The 16,543-nt window shown below is 70.9% G+C and carries 8 protein-coding genes, 1 tRNA gene and 1 rRNA gene; 9 read left to right on the top strand and 1 reads right to left on the bottom strand.

Translation table 11 applies throughout. The annotated features are described in order from the left end of the window. Together rrf and ABT034_RS17550 are read left to right on the top strand one after the other, a co-directional pair. A 5S ribosomal RNA gene (gene rrf / locus ABT034_RS17555) occupies positions 1-94 on the top strand; the annotation flags it as partial. A 4-nt stretch (positions 95-98) separates the two neighbouring features. Beyond that, positions 99-174, top strand: a tRNA-Thr gene (locus tag ABT034_RS17550). Between the two features lie 99 nt (positions 175-273). Here ABT034_RS17550 and ABT034_RS17545 read toward each other — a convergent pair. Then, the gene (locus ABT034_RS17545) at positions 274-2,919 is read right to left on the bottom strand and encodes a SpoIIE family protein phosphatase (RefSeq protein ID WP_351216014.1); all 2,646 of its coding nucleotides are present in this window, start codon (positions 2,917-2,919) and stop codon (positions 274-276) included. 269 nt (positions 2,920-3,188) lie between these two features. Here ABT034_RS17545 and ABT034_RS17540 point away from each other — a divergent pair, with 269 nt between their 5' ends. The 7 genes from ABT034_RS17540 to ABT034_RS17510 all read left to right on the top strand — a co-directional run bounded on the left by ABT034_RS17540 (position 3,189) and on the right by ABT034_RS17510 (position 16,541). Continuing rightward, positions 3,189-8,675, top strand: coding sequence for a HAMP domain-containing protein (locus ABT034_RS17540; RefSeq protein WP_502972964.1), 5,487 nt, complete (start codon positions 3,189-3,191; stop codon positions 8,673-8,675). A 294-nt stretch (positions 8,676-8,969) separates the two neighbouring features. Then, positions 8,970-9,644 (top strand): response regulator, encoded by a 675-nt coding sequence (locus ABT034_RS17535; RefSeq protein WP_250768824.1) that lies wholly within the window; start codon positions 8,970-8,972, stop codon positions 9,642-9,644. A 137-nt stretch (positions 9,645-9,781) separates the two neighbouring features. Then, complete coding sequence (locus ABT034_RS17530; protein ID WP_351216012.1) at positions 9,782-12,643, top strand: DNA translocase FtsK; 2,862 nt, start codon at positions 9,782-9,784, stop codon at positions 12,641-12,643. A gap of 306 nt (positions 12,644-12,949) precedes the next feature. Then, positions 12,950-13,771 carry a helix-turn-helix domain-containing protein gene (locus tag ABT034_RS17525; RefSeq protein ID WP_351216010.1) on the top strand — a complete coding sequence of 274 codons (822 nt, stop codon included), beginning with the start codon at positions 12,950-12,952 and terminating at the stop codon, positions 13,769-13,771. 90 nt (positions 13,772-13,861) lie between these two features. Continuing rightward, a complete protein-coding gene (gene rimO / locus ABT034_RS17520) occupies positions 13,862-15,352 on the top strand; it encodes a 30S ribosomal protein S12 methylthiotransferase RimO (RefSeq protein WP_351216008.1) in 1,491 nt (496 codons plus the stop codon). Beyond that, on the top strand, positions 15,349-16,023 hold the full coding sequence (gene pgsA, locus ABT034_RS17515) for a CDP-diacylglycerol--glycerol-3-phosphate 3-phosphatidyltransferase (RefSeq protein ID WP_351216006.1): 675 nt from the start codon (positions 15,349-15,351) through the stop codon (positions 16,021-16,023). The genes rimO and pgsA overlap by 4 nt, the downstream gene beginning before the upstream one ends. After that, the gene (locus ABT034_RS17510; protein ID WP_351216004.1) at positions 16,020-16,541 is read left to right on the top strand and encodes a CinA family protein; all 522 of its coding nucleotides are present in this window, start codon (positions 16,020-16,022) and stop codon (positions 16,539-16,541) included. Before pgsA ends, ABT034_RS17510 begins: the two co-directional genes overlap by 4 nt. Positions 16,542-16,543: the final 2 nt, after the last annotated feature.

Genomic DNA, 16,543 nt, shown 5'->3' with positions numbered 1-16,543 from the left:
AACGCCCGGTTACATTCCGAACCCGGAAGCTAAGCCTTTCAGCGCCGATGGTACTGCAGGGGGGACCCTGTGGGAGAGTAGGACGCCGCCGAACACCCGCCCTTTTAGCTCAGTCGGTAGAGCGTCTCCATGGTAAGGAGAAGGTCAACGGTTCGATTCCGTTAAAGGGCTCCAAAGAGAAAGGCCCCCGCCTTGTGGCGGGGGCCTTTTTGCGTTCCCGTACAGGAGGCAGGGCTGGGCCGGCGATCCCCGGTGGGGGATCGCCGGCTTCTGTCAGCGGTCGTGGGGCTCTCGGAGGCGCATCGCCAGGATGGCCATGTCGTCGGAGGCGGGGGCCTGGGCGAAGCGCTCCACCGCGCGGAGGACCCGGGAGGCGACCGCGCCGGCCGTCAGGCCCGTGCAGGTCTTGAGGACCTCGGCCAGGCCGTCGTCGCCCAACATGCGGGTGCCCTCCCGGCGTTCCGTCACGCCGTCCGTGACGCAGAGGAGGACATCACCCGGGTCGAGTGTGATCGTCTGCTCGTACAGCTCCAGGTCCTCCATGACGCCGAGGAGTGGCTGGGGCTCGGCCGACGGCTCGACCGTGCCGTCCGGGCGGAGGCGCAGCGGGAGGGGATGGCCGGCGCAGACGACCTTGAGGATCGCCGAGCCGTCCTCCTGCGGGCGCATCTCGCCGTACAGCAGGGTCAGGAAGCGGCTGCGGGCGCCCTCGTCGAGGATCGCCGCGTTGAGACGCTCCAGGACGGCCGGGCCGCCGAAGCCCTCGCGGGCCAGGAGCCGCAGGGCGTGGCGGGCGAGGCCCGTGACGGCGGCGGCCTCGGGGCCCGTACCGCAGACGTCGCCGATGGCGAAGCCGTAGGCGCCGTCGCGGATCGGGAAGAGGTCGTAGAAGTCGCCGCCCACCTCGTTGCCCTCGCCGGCGGCGCGGTAGATGACGTCCACCTCGACGCCCGGGATGTCGGGGAGGCCGGGCGGCAGGAGGCTGCGCTGGAGGGACTGGCTGATGGCCACCCGCTCCGAGTAGAGGCGGGCGTTGTCCAGGGCGAGGGCGGCCCGGCGGGAGAGGTCCTCGGCGAGCTCCAGGATCTCCTGGCGGAAGTGGTCGTCCGACGGCCTGCCGAGGGTCAGCATGCCGATGACCCGGTTCCGGGCGACCAGGGGCAGGACGACCGTCTCGCCGGCGACCGTGCTCGCGGTGGCCAGGGTCGTGTCGATGCCGGAGGACAGCGGGCTCGTGGGGTGGTCGAGGGCGCGGACCGAGGCGGTGAGCGCGGCCCGGTGGGCGGCGTCGCCCGGCGCGGTCCAGACGCGGGCGCCGGGGGTCGGCACCGAGTCGGGCGGGGAGATGGAGGAGAGCAGGTCCTTGAGGCCGTCGATGCGGTCCTCGTCCTCGTGCAGGACGTAGGAGAGGTACGGATCGGAGGTCTGGTCGGCGATCGTGTAGACCGCGCACCAGGTGGCGAGGGTCGGGACCGTCATCTGGGCCATCAGGGCCAGCGTCTGGTCGCGGTCGAGGGTGCCGGCCAGGAGGTCGGAGGCCTCGACGAGGAAGCTGAGGGAGCCGCGGCGCAGACGCTCCAGCTCACCGAGGCGCGCGGACTCCACGGCCAGGGCGATGCGGTCGGCCGCGAACTGGAGGCGGAGGGCCTCCTCGTTGGAGTAGCGGTTCGCGCTCTCGGCGGCCACACCGAGGGAGCCGGTGAGCCGGCCCTCGACCTTGAGCGGGACGGTGACCACCGAGCGCATGCCGGTGCCTTCGAGGAGCGGGACGGCGCCGGGGACGGCGGCCAGGTCCTCGTGGACGGCGGGCATGCGGGCGGAGCCGTAACGGCTGGCGCCGGTCTCGACGGGGACGCGGGCGAAGCGCTGGCGGGCGGCCGGGAGGCCGGTGGTCGCCCGTACCTCCAGTTCCGTCTCGTCGTCGGTGGCGAGGAGGAGGAAGGCGGCGTCGCCGTCGAGCATGTCGCGGGCGCGTTCGACCGTGCGCTGGAGCAGGCCGTCGAGGTCGTCGGGGGCGGGGGAGCCGATGAAGACCTCGAAGGGGTCGGCGGCGCGGCTCTCGACACCCGGCTCGGCGGTGGCGCGCTGCGGCGTCTGGAGGACGGCCCGCTCGTGCTCGCGTACCAGGAGGCAGACGGTGGAGGGTTCGCCCTGGGCGTCGCGGACCCGGAGGTGCGAGGCGTAGACGGGGATGACGCGGCCGTCGGCGCAGCGGATGCCGTAGCTGCCCTCCCAGCGGGAGAGGCGCAGGGCTTCGGCGAGGCCGGTGCCGATGCCGGGGGTGTGGGGCCAGGCGGCGAGGTCGCCGAGGGGTTTGCCGGTGACGTGCTCGGAGGCGTAACCGAAGAGTTCCTCGGCGTGCTCGTTCCAGGCGGTGATGGCTCCGCCGCGGTCGATCTGGGCGACGGCGACGCGGACGCGGCTGTCGGTGACCGGGAGGAGCGCGTCGGGGAGGACGGGGCCGGCGGAGCGGGTGCCGACCGGACGCCTGGGGAGGTCGAGGTGGAACCAGACGTGCTTGCGGGTGGGGGAGTAGTCGACGCCCCAGCGGTGGGCGAGGGCGGCGCAGAGCAGCAGGCCCCGGCCGTTCTCGCGGTCGGGGCTGCCGAGGGTCCGGCCGCTCTGGACGGGAATCTCGCGCTCGGGGTAGCGGTCGGCGACCTCGACGCGGATGCTGTCCTCGGAGCGGAGACAGAGGACTTCGGCGGAGGTGCCGGCGTGGATGACGGCGTTGGTGACGAGTTCGCTGGTGAGGACGACGGCGTCGTCGACGAGCTCGGGGTGTCCCCAGCCCTGGAGGGTGTCCCGGACGAAGGCGCGGGCGGCCGCGACGGACCGCCCGACGGGCTCGAAAGTCGCAGTCGCCCGCGCGGTGATCACAGAACTCCTCGTACGCGTCTCGACGCCCGGCTCTGCCATGCTCGGTCTGTCCCTCCCGCTGCCCGGTGGTCGTACGCGCGGCTCACCGCCCCCGCCGGGCTGACCGGGGCGGTTGGACAGCCGGAAGCCAGGTTACTTACCTTCACTGTCCCAGCGGATGCCGGTCACGCTGATTCCGTCCCCCGGGGGTAGGGACGCATGTGCGAAGCTGCCGAACTGTTATCGCCTGGTTCGGTGGCGGTGAAACACTGGGCAGGCTACCGGCGGGAGCCGGAGCGGTACGTTCGACCCCTTTCGGGAGGGACACGGTGGAACCTGGCACGGCGGCGCGGCGCGGCGGAGGCAGTGGCACGCGCGCGAGGGGCGGGCGTTCCCGTGGGGGGACGGTGCAGGTCGACGCGGCGGCGCTGGAGCGGTTGCTGTCCGCGCTGGTGTCGATGCGGGACGGGAATTTCCGCAGGCGGCTCACGGTGTCCGGGGACGGGGTCATGGCGGAGATCTCCGCCGTGTTCAACGAGGTCGCGGACCGGCAGATGCATGTGACGGGAGAGCTCTCGCGGGTCCGCCGGGTGGTGGGGCGCGAGGGCAAGCTGTCCGAGCGTCTTGAGGCGGGGGCCAGTGAGGGGGCGTGGGCGGCGGCGATCGAGGCCGCGAACGCGCTCGTCGACGACCTGGCCCGGCCGGTGTCCGAGGTGGGGCGGGTGCTGTCGGCGGTGGCCGAGGGCGACCTCGACCAGCGGATGGACCTGCGTTCGGAGGGTGCCGACGGGGCGGTACGGCCGCTGCGTGGGGAGTTCCTGAAGGTCGCGCGTACCGCCAACAACCTGGTCGACCAGCTGTCGGTGTTCGCCTCGGAGGTGACCCGGGTCGCCGTCGAGGTGGGGACCGACGGCAAGCTGGGCGGGCAGGCGCAGGTGCGCGGGGTGTCGGGGTCGTGGAAGGACCTCACGGACTCGGTCAACACGATGGCGAACCGGCTGACGGCGCAGGTGCGGGACATCGCGCTGGTGACGACGGCGGTCGCCGACGGTGATCTGTCGCAGAAGGTCACGGCGAACGTCGCCGGCGAGATGCTGGAGCTGAAGAACACCGTCAACCGGATGGTGGACCAGCTGTCGTCGTTCTCCTCGGAGGTGACCCGCGTCGCCCGTGAGGTGGGTACGGAGGGTGAACTCGGCGGTCAGGCCGAGGTGGCCGGGGTCGCCGGTGTGTGGAAGGACCTCACGGACTCCGTCAACACCATGGCGGGCAACCTGACGAACCAGGTGCGGGGCATCGCCGAGGTCACGACAGCGGTGGCCAACGGCGATCTGTCGCAGAAGGTGCGGGTGTCGGCGCGCGGGGAGATCGCGCAGCTGGCGGACACCATCAACCAGATGACGAAGACGCTGCGGACGTTCGCCGACGAGGTGACCCGGGTGTCGGGTGAGGTCGGTGCCGAGGGTCTGCTGGGTGGTCAGGCGCAGGTGCCGGGGGCGGCGGGGACGTGGAAGGACCTCACGGACTCGGTCAACACGGTCTTCCGGAACATCACCACGCAGGTGCGTGACATCGCGCAGGTGACGACGGCGGTCGCCAACGGTGACCTGTCGCAGAAGGTCACGGTCGATGTGGCCGGCGAGATGCTGGAGCTGAAGAACACCGTCAACACGATGGTGGACCAGCTGTCGGCCTTCGGTTCCGAGGTGACCCGGGTGGCCCGGGAGGTCGGTGTCGAGGGCCTCCTCGGCGGTCAGGCCGAGGTGCCGGGGGCGGCGGGGACCTGGAAGGACCTCACCGATTCGGTGAACACGGCCTTCCGCAACCTGACCGGTCAGGTGCGTGACATCGCGCAGGTGACGACGGCGGTCGCCAACGGTGACCTGTCGCAGAAGGTCACGGTGGACGTGGCCGGCGAGATGCTGGAGCTGAAGAACACCGTCAACACGATGGTGTCGCAGCTGTCGTCGTTCGCGGACCAGGTGACCCGGATGGCACGGGACGTGGGCACCGAGGGACGGCTCGGCGGTCAGGCGCGGGTGGACGGCGTCTCCGGGCGCTGGCGGGAGCTCACCGACTCGGTGAACTTCATGGCCGGCAACCTGACCTCGCAGGTGCGGCAGATCGCGCAGGTGACGACGGCCGTGGCCCGCGGTGACCTGTCGCAGAAGATCGACGTGGACGCGCGTGGCGAGATCCTGGAGCTGAAGAACACCATCAACACCATGGTCGACCAGCTGTCCGCCTTCGCGGACCAGGTGACCCGGGTGGCCCGCGAGGTGGGCACGGACGGCAGGCTCGGCGGTCAGGCGCAGGTGCCGGGTGTGGCCGGGGTGTGGCGTGATCTGACGGATTCGGTGAACGGCATGGCCGGGAACCTCACCACCCAGGTCCGCAACATCGCGCAGGTCGCCACGGCCGTGGCCCGGGGCGACCTGTCGCAGAAGATCGACGTGGACGCGCGTGGCGAGATCCTGGAGCTGAAGAACACCCTCAACACGATGGTGGACCAGCTGTCGAACTTCGCCGAGCAGGTGACCCGGGTGGCCCGCGAGGTGGGCACGGAGGGCATCCTGGGCGGTCAGGCCGAGGTGCAGGGTGTCTCGGGCACCTGGAAGGACCTCACCCAGTCGGTGAACTTCATGGCGAACAACCTCACCATCCAGGTGCGGAACATCGCCGAGGTGACGACGGCGGTCGCCAAGGGCGACCTGTCGAAGAAGATCACGGTCGACGCGCGGGGCGAGATCCTGGAGCTGGTGACGACCGTCAACACGATGGTCGACCAGCTGTCGAACTTCGCGGACGAGGTCACGCGGGTGGCCCGCGAGGTGGGCACGGAGGGCATCCTCGGCGGTCAGGCGCGGGTGCGCGGGGTCACCGGTACCTGGAAGGACCTCAGCGACAACGTCAACCTGATGGCCAACAACCTGACCAGTCAGGTGCGGAACATCTCCCGGGTCTCGGCGGCGGTCGCCAACGGCGACCTGACGAAGAAGGTGACGGTCGAGGCGCGGGGCGAGGTCGCCGAGCTCGCCGAGACCGTGAACACCATGGTGACGACCCTGTCGTCGTTCGCGGACGAGGTCACGCGGGTGGCCCGCGAGGTGGGTACGGAGGGTGAACTGGGCGGCCAGGCGCGGGTGCCGGGCGTCTCGGGCACCTGGAAGGACCTCACCGAGTCGGTGAACTCCATGGCCGACAACCTCACCGGTCAGGTGCGGCAGATCGCCGCGGTCACCACCGCCATCGCGAAGGGCGACCTCACCAAGAAGATCGACATCGACGCGCGCGGTGAGATCCAGGAGCTGAAGAACACCATCAACACGATGGTCGACCAGCTGTCGAACTTCGCCGAGGAGGTCACCCGGGTGGCCCGCGAGGTGGGCACGGACGGGCAGCTCGGCGGGCAGGCCCGGGTCCGGGACGTGGAGGGCACCTGGAGCGACCTCACCGAGTCCGTGAACGAGATGGCCGGGAACCTCACCCGGCAGGTGCGGGCCATCGCGGCCGTCGCCACCGCGGTGACCCGCGGCGACCTCAACGTCAAGATCGACGGTGTGGACGCGGCCGGCGAGATCCAGGCGCTCCAGGACAACATCAACACGATGATCGCCAACCTGCGCGACACGACCCTCGCCAACGACGAGCAGGACTGGCTCAAGAGCAACCTGGCCCGCATCTCCGGCCTCATGCAGGGCCGCCGGGACCTCGACGACGTGGCCTCGCTCATCATGAGCGAGCTGACGCCGGTGGTCTCGGCCCAGCACGGCGCCTTCTTCGTGGCCATGCCGACGGGCTCCGCCCACAGCGACGCCGAACTCGTCGGTGAGGGCGACGGCTCGTACGAGCTGCGGATGCGCGGGAGTTACGGCTACTCCCCGGGCTCCATGCCGACCTCGTTCCGGCCCGGCGAGACGCTCATCGGCACGGCGGCGGACGAGAAGCGGACCATCCAGCTCCACGTACCGCCCGGCTACCTGAAGATCTCCTCCGGGCTCGGCGAGGCCTCGCCGGCGCATGTGATCGTCCTTCCGGTCCTGTTCGAGGGGAAGGTCCTCGGTGTGATCGAGCTGGCCTCCTTCCAGCCGTTCACCCAGATCCAGCGGGACTTCCTCAACCAGATCGCCGAGCTGATCGCCACCACGGTCAACACCATCAGCGTCAACACCAAGACCGAGGTGCTGCTCCAGCAGTCGCAGGAGCTCACCGAGCAGCTCAAGGAGCGCTCGGCCGAGCTGGAGCACCGGCAGAAGGAGCTCCAGGGCTCCAACCTGGAGCTGGAGGAGAAGGCCGAGCTGCTCGCCCGGCAGAACCGCGACATCGAGGTGAAGAACACCGAGATCGAGGAGGCCCGGCAGGTCCTGGAGGAGCGGGCCGAACAGCTCGCCGTCTCCATGCGCTACAAGTCCGAGTTCCTCGCCAACATGTCGCACGAGCTGCGCACCCCGCTCAACTCGCTGCTCATCCTGGCCAAGTTGCTCGCGGACAACGCCGAGACCAACCTGACGCCCAAGCAGGTCGAGTTCGCGGAGACCATCCACGGAGCGGGTTCCGACCTGCTCCAGCTGATCAACGACATCCTCGACCTGTCCAAGGTCGAGGCGGGCAAGATGGACGTCTCGCCGACCCGGATCGCGCTCGTCCAGCTCGTCGACTACGTGGAGGCGACCTTCCGGCCGCTCACGGCGGAGAAGGGGCTCGACTTCTCGGTGCGGGTCTCGCCCGAGCTGCCGGCGACGCTCCACACCGACGAGCAGCGGCTGCTCCAGGTGCTGCGCAACCTCCTCTCCAACGCGGTGAAGTTCACCGACACGGGCGCGGTGGAGCTGGTGATCCGGCCGTCCGGCGCGGACGTGCCGCAGTCGATCCGCGAGCAGCTCCTGGAGGCCGGCTCGCTGCGCGACCCGGAGGCCGACCTGATCGCGTTCTCGGTCACCGACACGGGCATCGGGATCGCGGCGAGCAAGATGCGGGTCATCTTCGAGGCGTTCAAGCAGGCCGACGGGACGACCAGCCGGAAGTACGGCGGTACGGGTCTGGGGCTCTCCATCAGCCGGGAGATCGCGCGGCTGCTCGGCGGCGAGATCTTCGCCGCGAGCGAGCCGGGCCGCGGTTCGACGTTCACGCTCTATCTGCCGCTGAGCCCGACGGAGCTGCCGACGGGCGTCTACGGGCAGGGCCCGCAGGACATGGACGATCCGCAGCAGGGCGCGGAGGAGGGGACGGTCGGGGGCGTCCACCCGTTCCCGCACTTCCCGCCTCCGCCCGTACGGACGGAGGCGCGGTCGGGGGCCGGTGCGCTGTTCCGGCACCGGCGGAAGGCGGCGGCGGAGGCGACCGGGGCGCGGACGGCGGTGCCGGGGCAGTCCGGCAAGGAGGCCGGGGCCGACCGGGTCGAACCGGAGATGGAGGCCGAGCCGCGCCGTACGTTCAGCTTCTCCGGCGAGAAGGTGCTCATCGTCGACGACGACATCCGCAACGTCTTCGCGCTCACCAGCGTCCTGGAGCAGCACGGGCTCGCGGTGCTGTACGCGGAGAACGGGCGCGAGGGCATCGAAGTCCTGGAGCAGCACGACGACGTGACGATCGTCCTGATGGACATCATGATGCCGGAGATGGACGGATACGCGACGACGACCGCGATCCGGCGGATGCCCCAGTTCGCCGGGCTGCCGATCATCGCGCTGACGGCGAAGGCGATGAAGGGCGACCGGGAGAAGGCGATCGAGTCGGGGGCCTCCGACTACGTGACCAAGCCGGTCGACCCCGATCACCTGTTGTCGGTCATGGAGCAGTGGATGCGGGGCGCGTGACTCCGCGCCGGGGGCCCGCGCGGTGCGCCGCGCGGGCCCCCGGCCGCTGCTGACGGACTGTCGCCAGACGGGTGTGAGAGGGCTGGATACGGGGAACCTTCTGGTCTCCCACCGCGTTTCAGGTACGTGCACAGTGACATCGCGGTGACAGGGTGTGGCGACGGGCGGGGTGCGGCTACGATGACCGGCACAAGGACGGACGGCGTTAGGGAGTCGTCTTCAGGGGCGGCGCCCGGTGCCTCCCCCGGTTCGGGGAGCCGGGGAGAGCCGTTGCCGGGGCGAGGAGGACGGGGCATGGTGCAGAAGGCCAAGATCCTCCTGGTCGATGACCGGCCGGAGAATCTGCTGGCGCTGGAGGCCATTCTCTCCGCGCTCGATCAGACGCTGGTGCGGGCATCGTCCGGGGAGGAAGCGCTCAAGGCGCTGTTGACGGACGACTTCGCGGTCATCCTGCTCGACGTCCAGATGCCGGGGATGGACGGTTTCGAGACCGCCGCGCACATCAAGCGGCGCGAGCGGACCCGGGACATCCCGATCATCTTCCTGACCGCCATCAACCACGGCCCCCACCACACCTTCCGGGGGTACGCGGCCGGCGCGGTCGACTACATCTCGAAGCCGTTCGACCCGTGGGTGCTGCGCGCCAAGGTCTCCGTCTTCGTCGAGCTCTACATGAAGAACTGCAAGCTGCGCGAGCAGGCCGCCCTGCTGCGGCTCCAGTTGGAGGGCGGCGGCGAGGGCGGCCACGGCAAGGAGTCCGCCGGTCTGCTCGCCGAACTCTCCGCGCGGCTCGCGGCCGTCGAGGAGCAGGCCGAGGCGCTGTCCAAGCAGCTCGACGACGACTCCGCGGACGCGGCGGCGGTCGCCACCGCCGCTCATCTGGAGCGCAAGCTCACCGGCTTGCGCCGGGCCCTGGACGCGCTGGAGCCGGGGACCGGAGCCGCGCCGAACCTGCCCGCCCAGGGCTGACGTACCGTCACCGGCGGTTCGCCGGTGACCTGGCCGGGCGCGCGCCGGCGTGATGCGGCGTCAGCTTCGCGCCCCGGCAGGGGCGACACGAACGGGTGAGGCGGACAGCCGGTCCCCACACCGGTAACCTCGGCATCATGGCTTCACGTACGTCCGGCAAGGGCTCCCAGGGCACAGCGGGCACCGCAAAGCCGCGCGCCGGCCGTACGACGGGCGCCGCGAAGAAGGCGGCAGCCGCGAAGTCCCCCGCCAAACCGCCCGCGAAGAAGACACCGGCCAAGAAGGCCGCGCCCGCCAAGCGCGCGCCCGCGCGGAAGACGGCGGCGAAGAAGGCCCCGCCCCGGCCCGCGCCGTCCCCCACCGGAGGCGTCTACCGGCTCGCGCGCGGCGCCTGGCTCGGCCTCGCCCACGCGGTGGGGGCGATGTTCCGGGGGATAGGGCGTGGCGCCAAGGGCCTCGACCCGGCGCACCGCAAGGACGGGCTCGCGCTGCTCCTCCTCGGCCTCGCGCTGATCGTCGCCGCGGGCACCTGGTCCAACCTCCGCGGGCCCGTCGGCGACCTCGTCGAGATGCTGGTCACCGGGTCCTTCGGCCGGCTCGACCTGCTGGTACCGCTGCTGCTCGGCGCGATCGCCGTGCGGCTGATCCTCTATCCGGAGAAGCCCGAGGCCAACGGCCGGATCAGCATCGGCCTCTCCGCGCTCGTCATCGGTGTCCTCGGCCAGGTGCACATCGCCTGCGGTTCACCGGGGCGCGGTGACGGCAGCGAGGCCATGCAGGACGCCGGCGGCCTGATCGGCTGGGCCGCGTCCCAGCCCCTCGTCTTCATGATGGGCGAGGTCCTGGCCGTACCGATGCTGGTGCTGCTCACGGTCTTCGGGCTGCTCGTCGTCACCGCCACCCCGGTGAACGCGATCCCGCAGCGGCTGCGCGCCCTCGGCGCCAGGCTCGGCCTCGTCGAACCCGCGTACGACCCGGCGGAGGCCTACGGCGAGGACCAGGAGAGGTACGGCGAGGAGTGGCGGGAGGCCCGCCCGCAGCCCCGGCCCGCTCGGCCCGTCCGGCGCCGCGGCGGCGGCCCGGCGGAGCCGTACGACGTGGACCGTGCCGAGGCGGAGATGCTGGAGCGGCGCGGCCGCCCGTCGCGCCGCAGCTCCGAGCGGCCCGCGTCCGACCACGGTCTCGACCCGGTGGACGTCGCGGCGGCGGCGGCCGCCGCGCTCGACGGCGCGGTGCTCAACGGCATGCCGCCCTCCCCGATCGTCGCCGACCTCACCAGGGACGTCACCGCGGAGCGGAAGGCCGCCGTGGAGGCCTCCACCGCCGAGGCGCCCGAGCGGGCGGCGCCGGCCTCGCCCGTACCGCCGGCGCGGGGTGGGGACCGGCGCTCCGGCGGGGGCGTACAGGATCGTTCCGGTGGAGGCGTGCCGGATCGTTCCGGCGGGGGCGTACCGGATCTGACGAAGCCCGCGCCCGAGCCGACCGATCTGCCGTCCCGGGCCGAGCAGCTCCAGCTGTCCGGCGACATCACGTACTCCCTGCCCTCGCTCGACCTCCTGGAGCGGGGCGGGCCGGGCAAGACGCGCAGTGCCGCCAACGACGCCGTCGTGGACGCGCTGTCCAACGTCTTCACCGAGTTCAAGGTCGACGCGGCCGTCACCGGCTTCACCCGGGGGCCGACGGTCACGCGGTACGAGGTCGAGCTCGGCCCGGCCGTGAAGGTCGAGAAGATCACGGCTCTCACCAAGAACATCGCGTACGCCGTGGCCTCCCCCGACGTACGGATCATCTCGCCGATCCCCGGCAAGTCCGCGGTCGGCATCGAGATCCCCAACAGCGACCGGGAGATGGTCAACCTCGGCGACGTGCTGCGGCTCGCCGCCGCCGCCGAGGACGACCATCCGATGCTGGTGGCGCTCGGCAAGAACGTCGAGGGCGGCTACGAGATGGCCAACCTGGCGAAGATGCCGCACGTCCTGGTGGCGGGGGCCACCGGCTCCGGCAAGTCCTCGTGCATCAACTGCCTGATCACTTCGATCATGATAAGAGCGACCCCCGAGGACGTCCGGATGGTCCTGGTCGACCCCAAGCGGGTCGAGCTCACCGCGTACGAGGGCATCCCGCACCTGATCACCCCGATCATCACCAACCCCAAGCGGGCCGCCGAGGCCCTCCAGTGGGTGGTGAAGGAGATGGACCTCCGGTACGACGACCTGGCGGCCTACGGCTACCGGCACATCGACGACTTCAACCAGGCGGTCCGGGAGGACAAGATCAAGCTGCCCGAGGGCAGCGAGCGCGAGCTCAAGCCGTACCCGTACCTGCTCGTCATCGTCGACGAGCTCGCCGACCTGATGATGGTGGCGCCCCGGGACGTCGAGGACTCGATCGTGCGCATCACACAGCTCGCGCGCGCCGCCGGCATCCACCTCGTGCTCGCCACCCAGCGGCCGTCCGTGGACGTCGTCACCGGTCTCATCAAGGCGAACGTGCCGTCCCGGCTCGCCTTCGCGACCTCCTCGCTCGCCGACAGCCGCGTCATCCTCGACCAGCCCGGCGCCGAGAAGCTCATCGGAAAGGGTGACGGTCTGTTCCTGCCGATGGGTGCCAACAAACCCGTCCGGATGCAGGGCGCCTTCGTCACCGAGCACGAGGTCGCGGCCGTCGTGCAGCACTGCAAGGACCAGATGACCCCGGTCTTCCGGGACGACGTCACCGTCGGCACCCGGCAGAAGAAGGAGATCGACGAGGACATCGGCGACGACCTCGACCTGCTGTGCCAGGCCGCCGAGCTGGTCGTCTCCACCCAGTTCGGCTCCACGTCGATGCTCCAACGGAAGCTGCGCGTCGGCTTCGCGAAGGCCGGGCGGCTGATGGACCTGATGGAGTCCCGGAACATCGTCGGGCCGAGCGAGGGCTCGAAGGCGCGCGACGTGCTCGTCAAGCCGGACGAGTTGGACGGCGTCCTGGCCGTCATCCGGGGGGAGTCGGGGGCGTAGGCCCGCCGTGCGGACGAGGCGGTGGGGGTGGCGCGCGTCGTTCGGACGGGGCCGGCGGAGTGACGGCGCGGGAGTGGGGGAGTGGCGGCGGGGGAGTGGGGTACCCGATCGAGACCGGGTCGAGACTCACTCGTAAGGGAACGATGGGCAACCGTTTCCCCTGGCCGTACGTCAAGTTGGACGGAAGGACAGAAGGATGTCCCAGCCTCATGGCGTACAAACAGCACCCGCCCGGTTGCCCCACCCTTTCGTACCACCCATAGACTGAACGTCCAGCAGGTGGCTACACGCTCGAAAGGCGCTCTCGTGTCCATCGGCAACTCCCCCGAAGACGACCGGACCTTCCCGGCAGACGACCGGCACCCGATCGGTCGTGCTCTCCAGCAGGCCCGCATCGCCGCCGGTCTCACCGTCGAAGAGGTCAGTGCCTCCACCCGTGTCCGGATCCCGATCGTGCACGCGATCGAGGAGGACGACTTCTCGCGCTGCGGCGGCGACGTCTACGCCCGCGGGCACATCCGTACCCTCGCGCGCGCCGTCGGCCTCGATCCCGCTCCGCTGATCGAGCGGTACGACGGCGACCACGGCGGCCGTCCCGCGCCCACCCCCGCTGCCCCGCTGTTCGAGGCGGAACGTATCCGCCCCGAGCGTCGCCGGCCCAACTGGACCGCCGCGATGGTCGCGGCCATCGTCGCCGTCGTCGGTTTCGTCGGCTTCACGATGTTCGACGGGAACGAGCCCCCGAAGGGCGCCACGGCTGAGGGCGGACCGGCGCCCGCGCCGGAGAAGGCCACGGCCGCCGCCAAGCCGAAGCCGGTCAAGCCCGCCCCGAAGCCCACCGAGAGCGCGATCGCCGCCGTCCCGCGGGACAAGGTGACGGTGAAGCTCTCCGCGATCGACGACAAGAGCTGGATCTCGGCCAAGGACCACAACGGCAAGCTGCTCTTCGACGGCCTCCTCCTGGAGGGCGAGTCCAAGACCTTCCAGGACGACGAGCGCATCGACCTGGTCCTCGGCAACGCCGGAGCGATCGAGCTCCACGTGAACGGCAAGAAGCTCCAGGACAAGTTCGAATCCGGCCAGGTGGAGCGGCTCACGTACACGAAGGGTGACCCCGAGGCCGGATGAGCCTCGTGAGGTGACCCCCGATGTGACCTCTGTCGCGCGGGTGAACCCTGCGCGACGGGGGAACGGCCGGGACGAAGTAGTCTTGAGTCCATGCCCGAACGCCGTACCGTCGCCCTTGTCACTCTTGGCTGCGCCCGTAACGAGGTGGACTCGGAGGAGCTTGCAGGCCGCTTGGCAGCGGACGGCTGGGAGCTCGTCGAGAACGCCGAGGACGCGGATGTCGCCGTCGTCAACACCTGCGGATTCGTCGAGGCCGCCAAGAAGGACTCCGTCGACGCCCTGCTCGAAGCCAATGACCTGAAGGACCACGGCAAGACCCAGGCCGTGGTCGCCGTCGGCTGTATGGCCGAGCGGTACGGCAAGGAGCTCGCGGAGGCCCTCCCGGAGGCCGACGGTGTCCTCGGCTTCGACGACTACTCCGACATCTCCAACCGCCTCCAGACCATCCTCAGCGGTGGCAGTGTCGAGGCCCACACCCCGCGTGACCGGCGCAAGCTGCTGCCGCTCTCGCCCGTGGAGCGCCAGGAGGCAGCCGCGGCCGTGGCCCTCCCCGGCCATGGTGTCGTCGACGCCCCCGAGAACGTGCCGAGCGACCTGCCGGACGGTCTCGCGCCCGCCTCTGGGCCGCGCGCGCCGCTCCGCCGCCGCCTGGACACCAGCCCCGTCGCCTCCGTGAAGCTCGCCTCCGGCTGCGACCGCCGCTGCACCTTCTGCGCCATCCCCTCCTTCCGCGGCTCCTTCGTCTCGCGCCGTCCCTCGGACGTGCTGAACGAGACGCGCTGGCTCGCCGAGCAGGGAGTGAAGGAGATCATGCTGGTCTCCGAGAACAACACCTCCTACGGCAAGGACCTCGGGGACATCAGGCTCCTGGAGGGTCTGCTGCCCGAACTCGCCGCGGTGGACGGCATCGAGCGCGTCCGCGTGAGCTACCTCCAGCCCGCCGAGATGCGCCCCGGGCTGATCGACGTCCTCACCTCGACCGAGAAGGTCGTGCCGTACTTCGACCTGTCCTTCCAGCACAGCGCCCCGGACGTGCTGCGGGCCATGCGCCGCTTCGGCGACACCGACCGCTTCCTCGAGCTCCTGGAGACCATCCGGTCCAAGGCGCCCACGGCCGGTGCCCGCTCCAACTTCATCGTCGGCTTCCCCGGCGAGACCGAGGCGGACTTCGCCGAGCTGGAACGCTTCATCACCCACGCGCGGCTCGACGCCATCGGCGTCTTCGGCTACTCCGACGAGGACGGCACCGAGGCCGCCACGTACGAGCACAAGCTCGACCAGGACGTCGTCGACGCGCGGCTCGCCCACCTCTCCCGGCTCGCCGAGGAGCTCACCGCGCAGCGCGCGGAAGAGCGGATCGGAGAGACCCTTGAAGTACTGGTCGAGTCCGTGGACGAGGAGGACGGCGTGATCGGCCGCGCCGCCCACCAGGCCCCCGAGACCGACGGGCAGGTGGTCCTCACCACGGCCGACGGTACGAGCCCCGACCTGGCCCCGGGCCGTATGGTCAGGGCGAAGGTCGTCGGCACGGAAGGCGTCGACCTGGTGGCCGAGTGTCTTTTCGAGGAGGCAGCCAGATGACCGGAGTCCCGGCATCCGCGACGGGCGGGACCGGTAGGCCGGCGCCCCGCGGCAAGCTGGGCTCGGCGGCCGTCAACCAGGCCAGCCTGTGGAACATCGCCAACATCCTGACCATGATCCGGCTCGTGCTCGTGCCGGGCTTCGTGCTGCTGCTCCTCCAGGACGGCGGGCACGACCCCGCGTGGCGCGCCTGGGCGTGGGCGGCGTTCGCCGTCGCCATGATCACGGACGTCTTCGACGGGCACCTCGCCCGTACGTACAACCTGGTCACGGACTTCGGGAAGATCGCCGACCCGATCGCCGACAAGGCGATCATGGCGGCCGGCCTGATCTCCCTGTCCTTGCTCGGGGACCTTCCCTGGTGGGTGACCGGGGTCATCCTGGCCCGCGAGCTGGGGATCACCCTGATGCGGTTCTGGGTGATCCGGCACGGGGTCATCCCGGCCAGCCGGGGCGGCAAGATGAAGACGCTCGCCCAGGGCACGGCGGTCGGCATGTACGTGCTGATGCTCACCGGGCCGCTGGCCACCCTGCGGTTCTGGGTGATGACGTTGGCCGTCGTCCTGACGGTCGTCACCGGCCTGGACTACGTACGGCAGGCGGTCGTGCTGCGCCGCCAGGGGCTCGCGGAGGAGCGGGCGGCCGCGCGGTCGGAGACGGCGACGCGATGACCGTGGCCGCCCGGGTGCTGGCGCTGCTCGCGGAGCGTGGTCACACGCTGGCCGTCGCGGAGTCGCTCACGGGTGGTCTGGTGGCCGCGGAACTCACCGGGGTGCCCGGGGCCTCGGCTTCCTTCCGGGGGTCCGTCACGGCGTACGCGACGCCCCTCAAGCACGAGCTGCTCGGGGTCGACGAGGCCCTTCTCGCGGCGCGCGGGGCGGTGGACCCCGAGGTCGCGCTGCAGATGGCAGCCGGTGTACGGGACCGGCTCGGCGCCGACTGGGGCGTCTCGACGACCGGGGTCGCGGGGCCCGACCCGCAGGACGGACAGGCCGTCGGGACCGTCTACGTGGGGGTCGCGGGACCCGCCGCGACCGGCGCCCGCGCGGGGAAAGTCGTCTCGCTGCGGTTGAACGGCGACCGGGCGGACATCCGTAAAGAGAGTGTACGGAGCGTGCTGGAACTGCTCCATGAGGAACTCTCGGGAAATGCGCGGGCACAGGATACGGAACACAACGGGGGGAATTGATG

This window comes from Streptomyces sp. NPDC002773, from assembly GCF_040295605.1.
In the GTDB taxonomy this organism is placed as follows: domain Bacteria; phylum Actinomycetota; class Actinomycetes; order Streptomycetales; family Streptomycetaceae; genus Streptomyces.
This window is presented reverse-complemented; position numbering and strand designations above follow the sequence as displayed.

Excerpts from the sequence above, each read along its gene's own strand:
- ABT034_RS17545 (WP_351216014.1), bottom strand. The coding sequence starts at position 2,919 with ATGGCAGAGCCGGGCGTCGAGACGCGTACGAGGAGTTCTGTGATCACC.
- ABT034_RS17535 (WP_250768824.1), top strand. The coding sequence starts at position 8,970 with ATGGTGCAGAAGGCCAAGATCCTCCTGGTCGATGACCGGCCGGAGAAT.
- ABT034_RS17530 (WP_351216012.1), top strand. The coding sequence starts at position 9,782 with ATGGCTTCACGTACGTCCGGCAAGGGCTCCCAGGGCACAGCGGGCACC.
- rimO (WP_351216008.1), top strand. The coding sequence starts at position 13,862 with ATGCCCGAACGCCGTACCGTCGCCCTTGTCACTCTTGGCTGCGCCCGT.
- pgsA (WP_351216006.1), top strand. The coding sequence starts at position 15,349 with ATGACCGGAGTCCCGGCATCCGCGACGGGCGGGACCGGTAGGCCGGCG.
- ABT034_RS17510 (WP_351216004.1), top strand. The coding sequence starts at position 16,020 with ATGACCGTGGCCGCCCGGGTGCTGGCGCTGCTCGCGGAGCGTGGTCAC.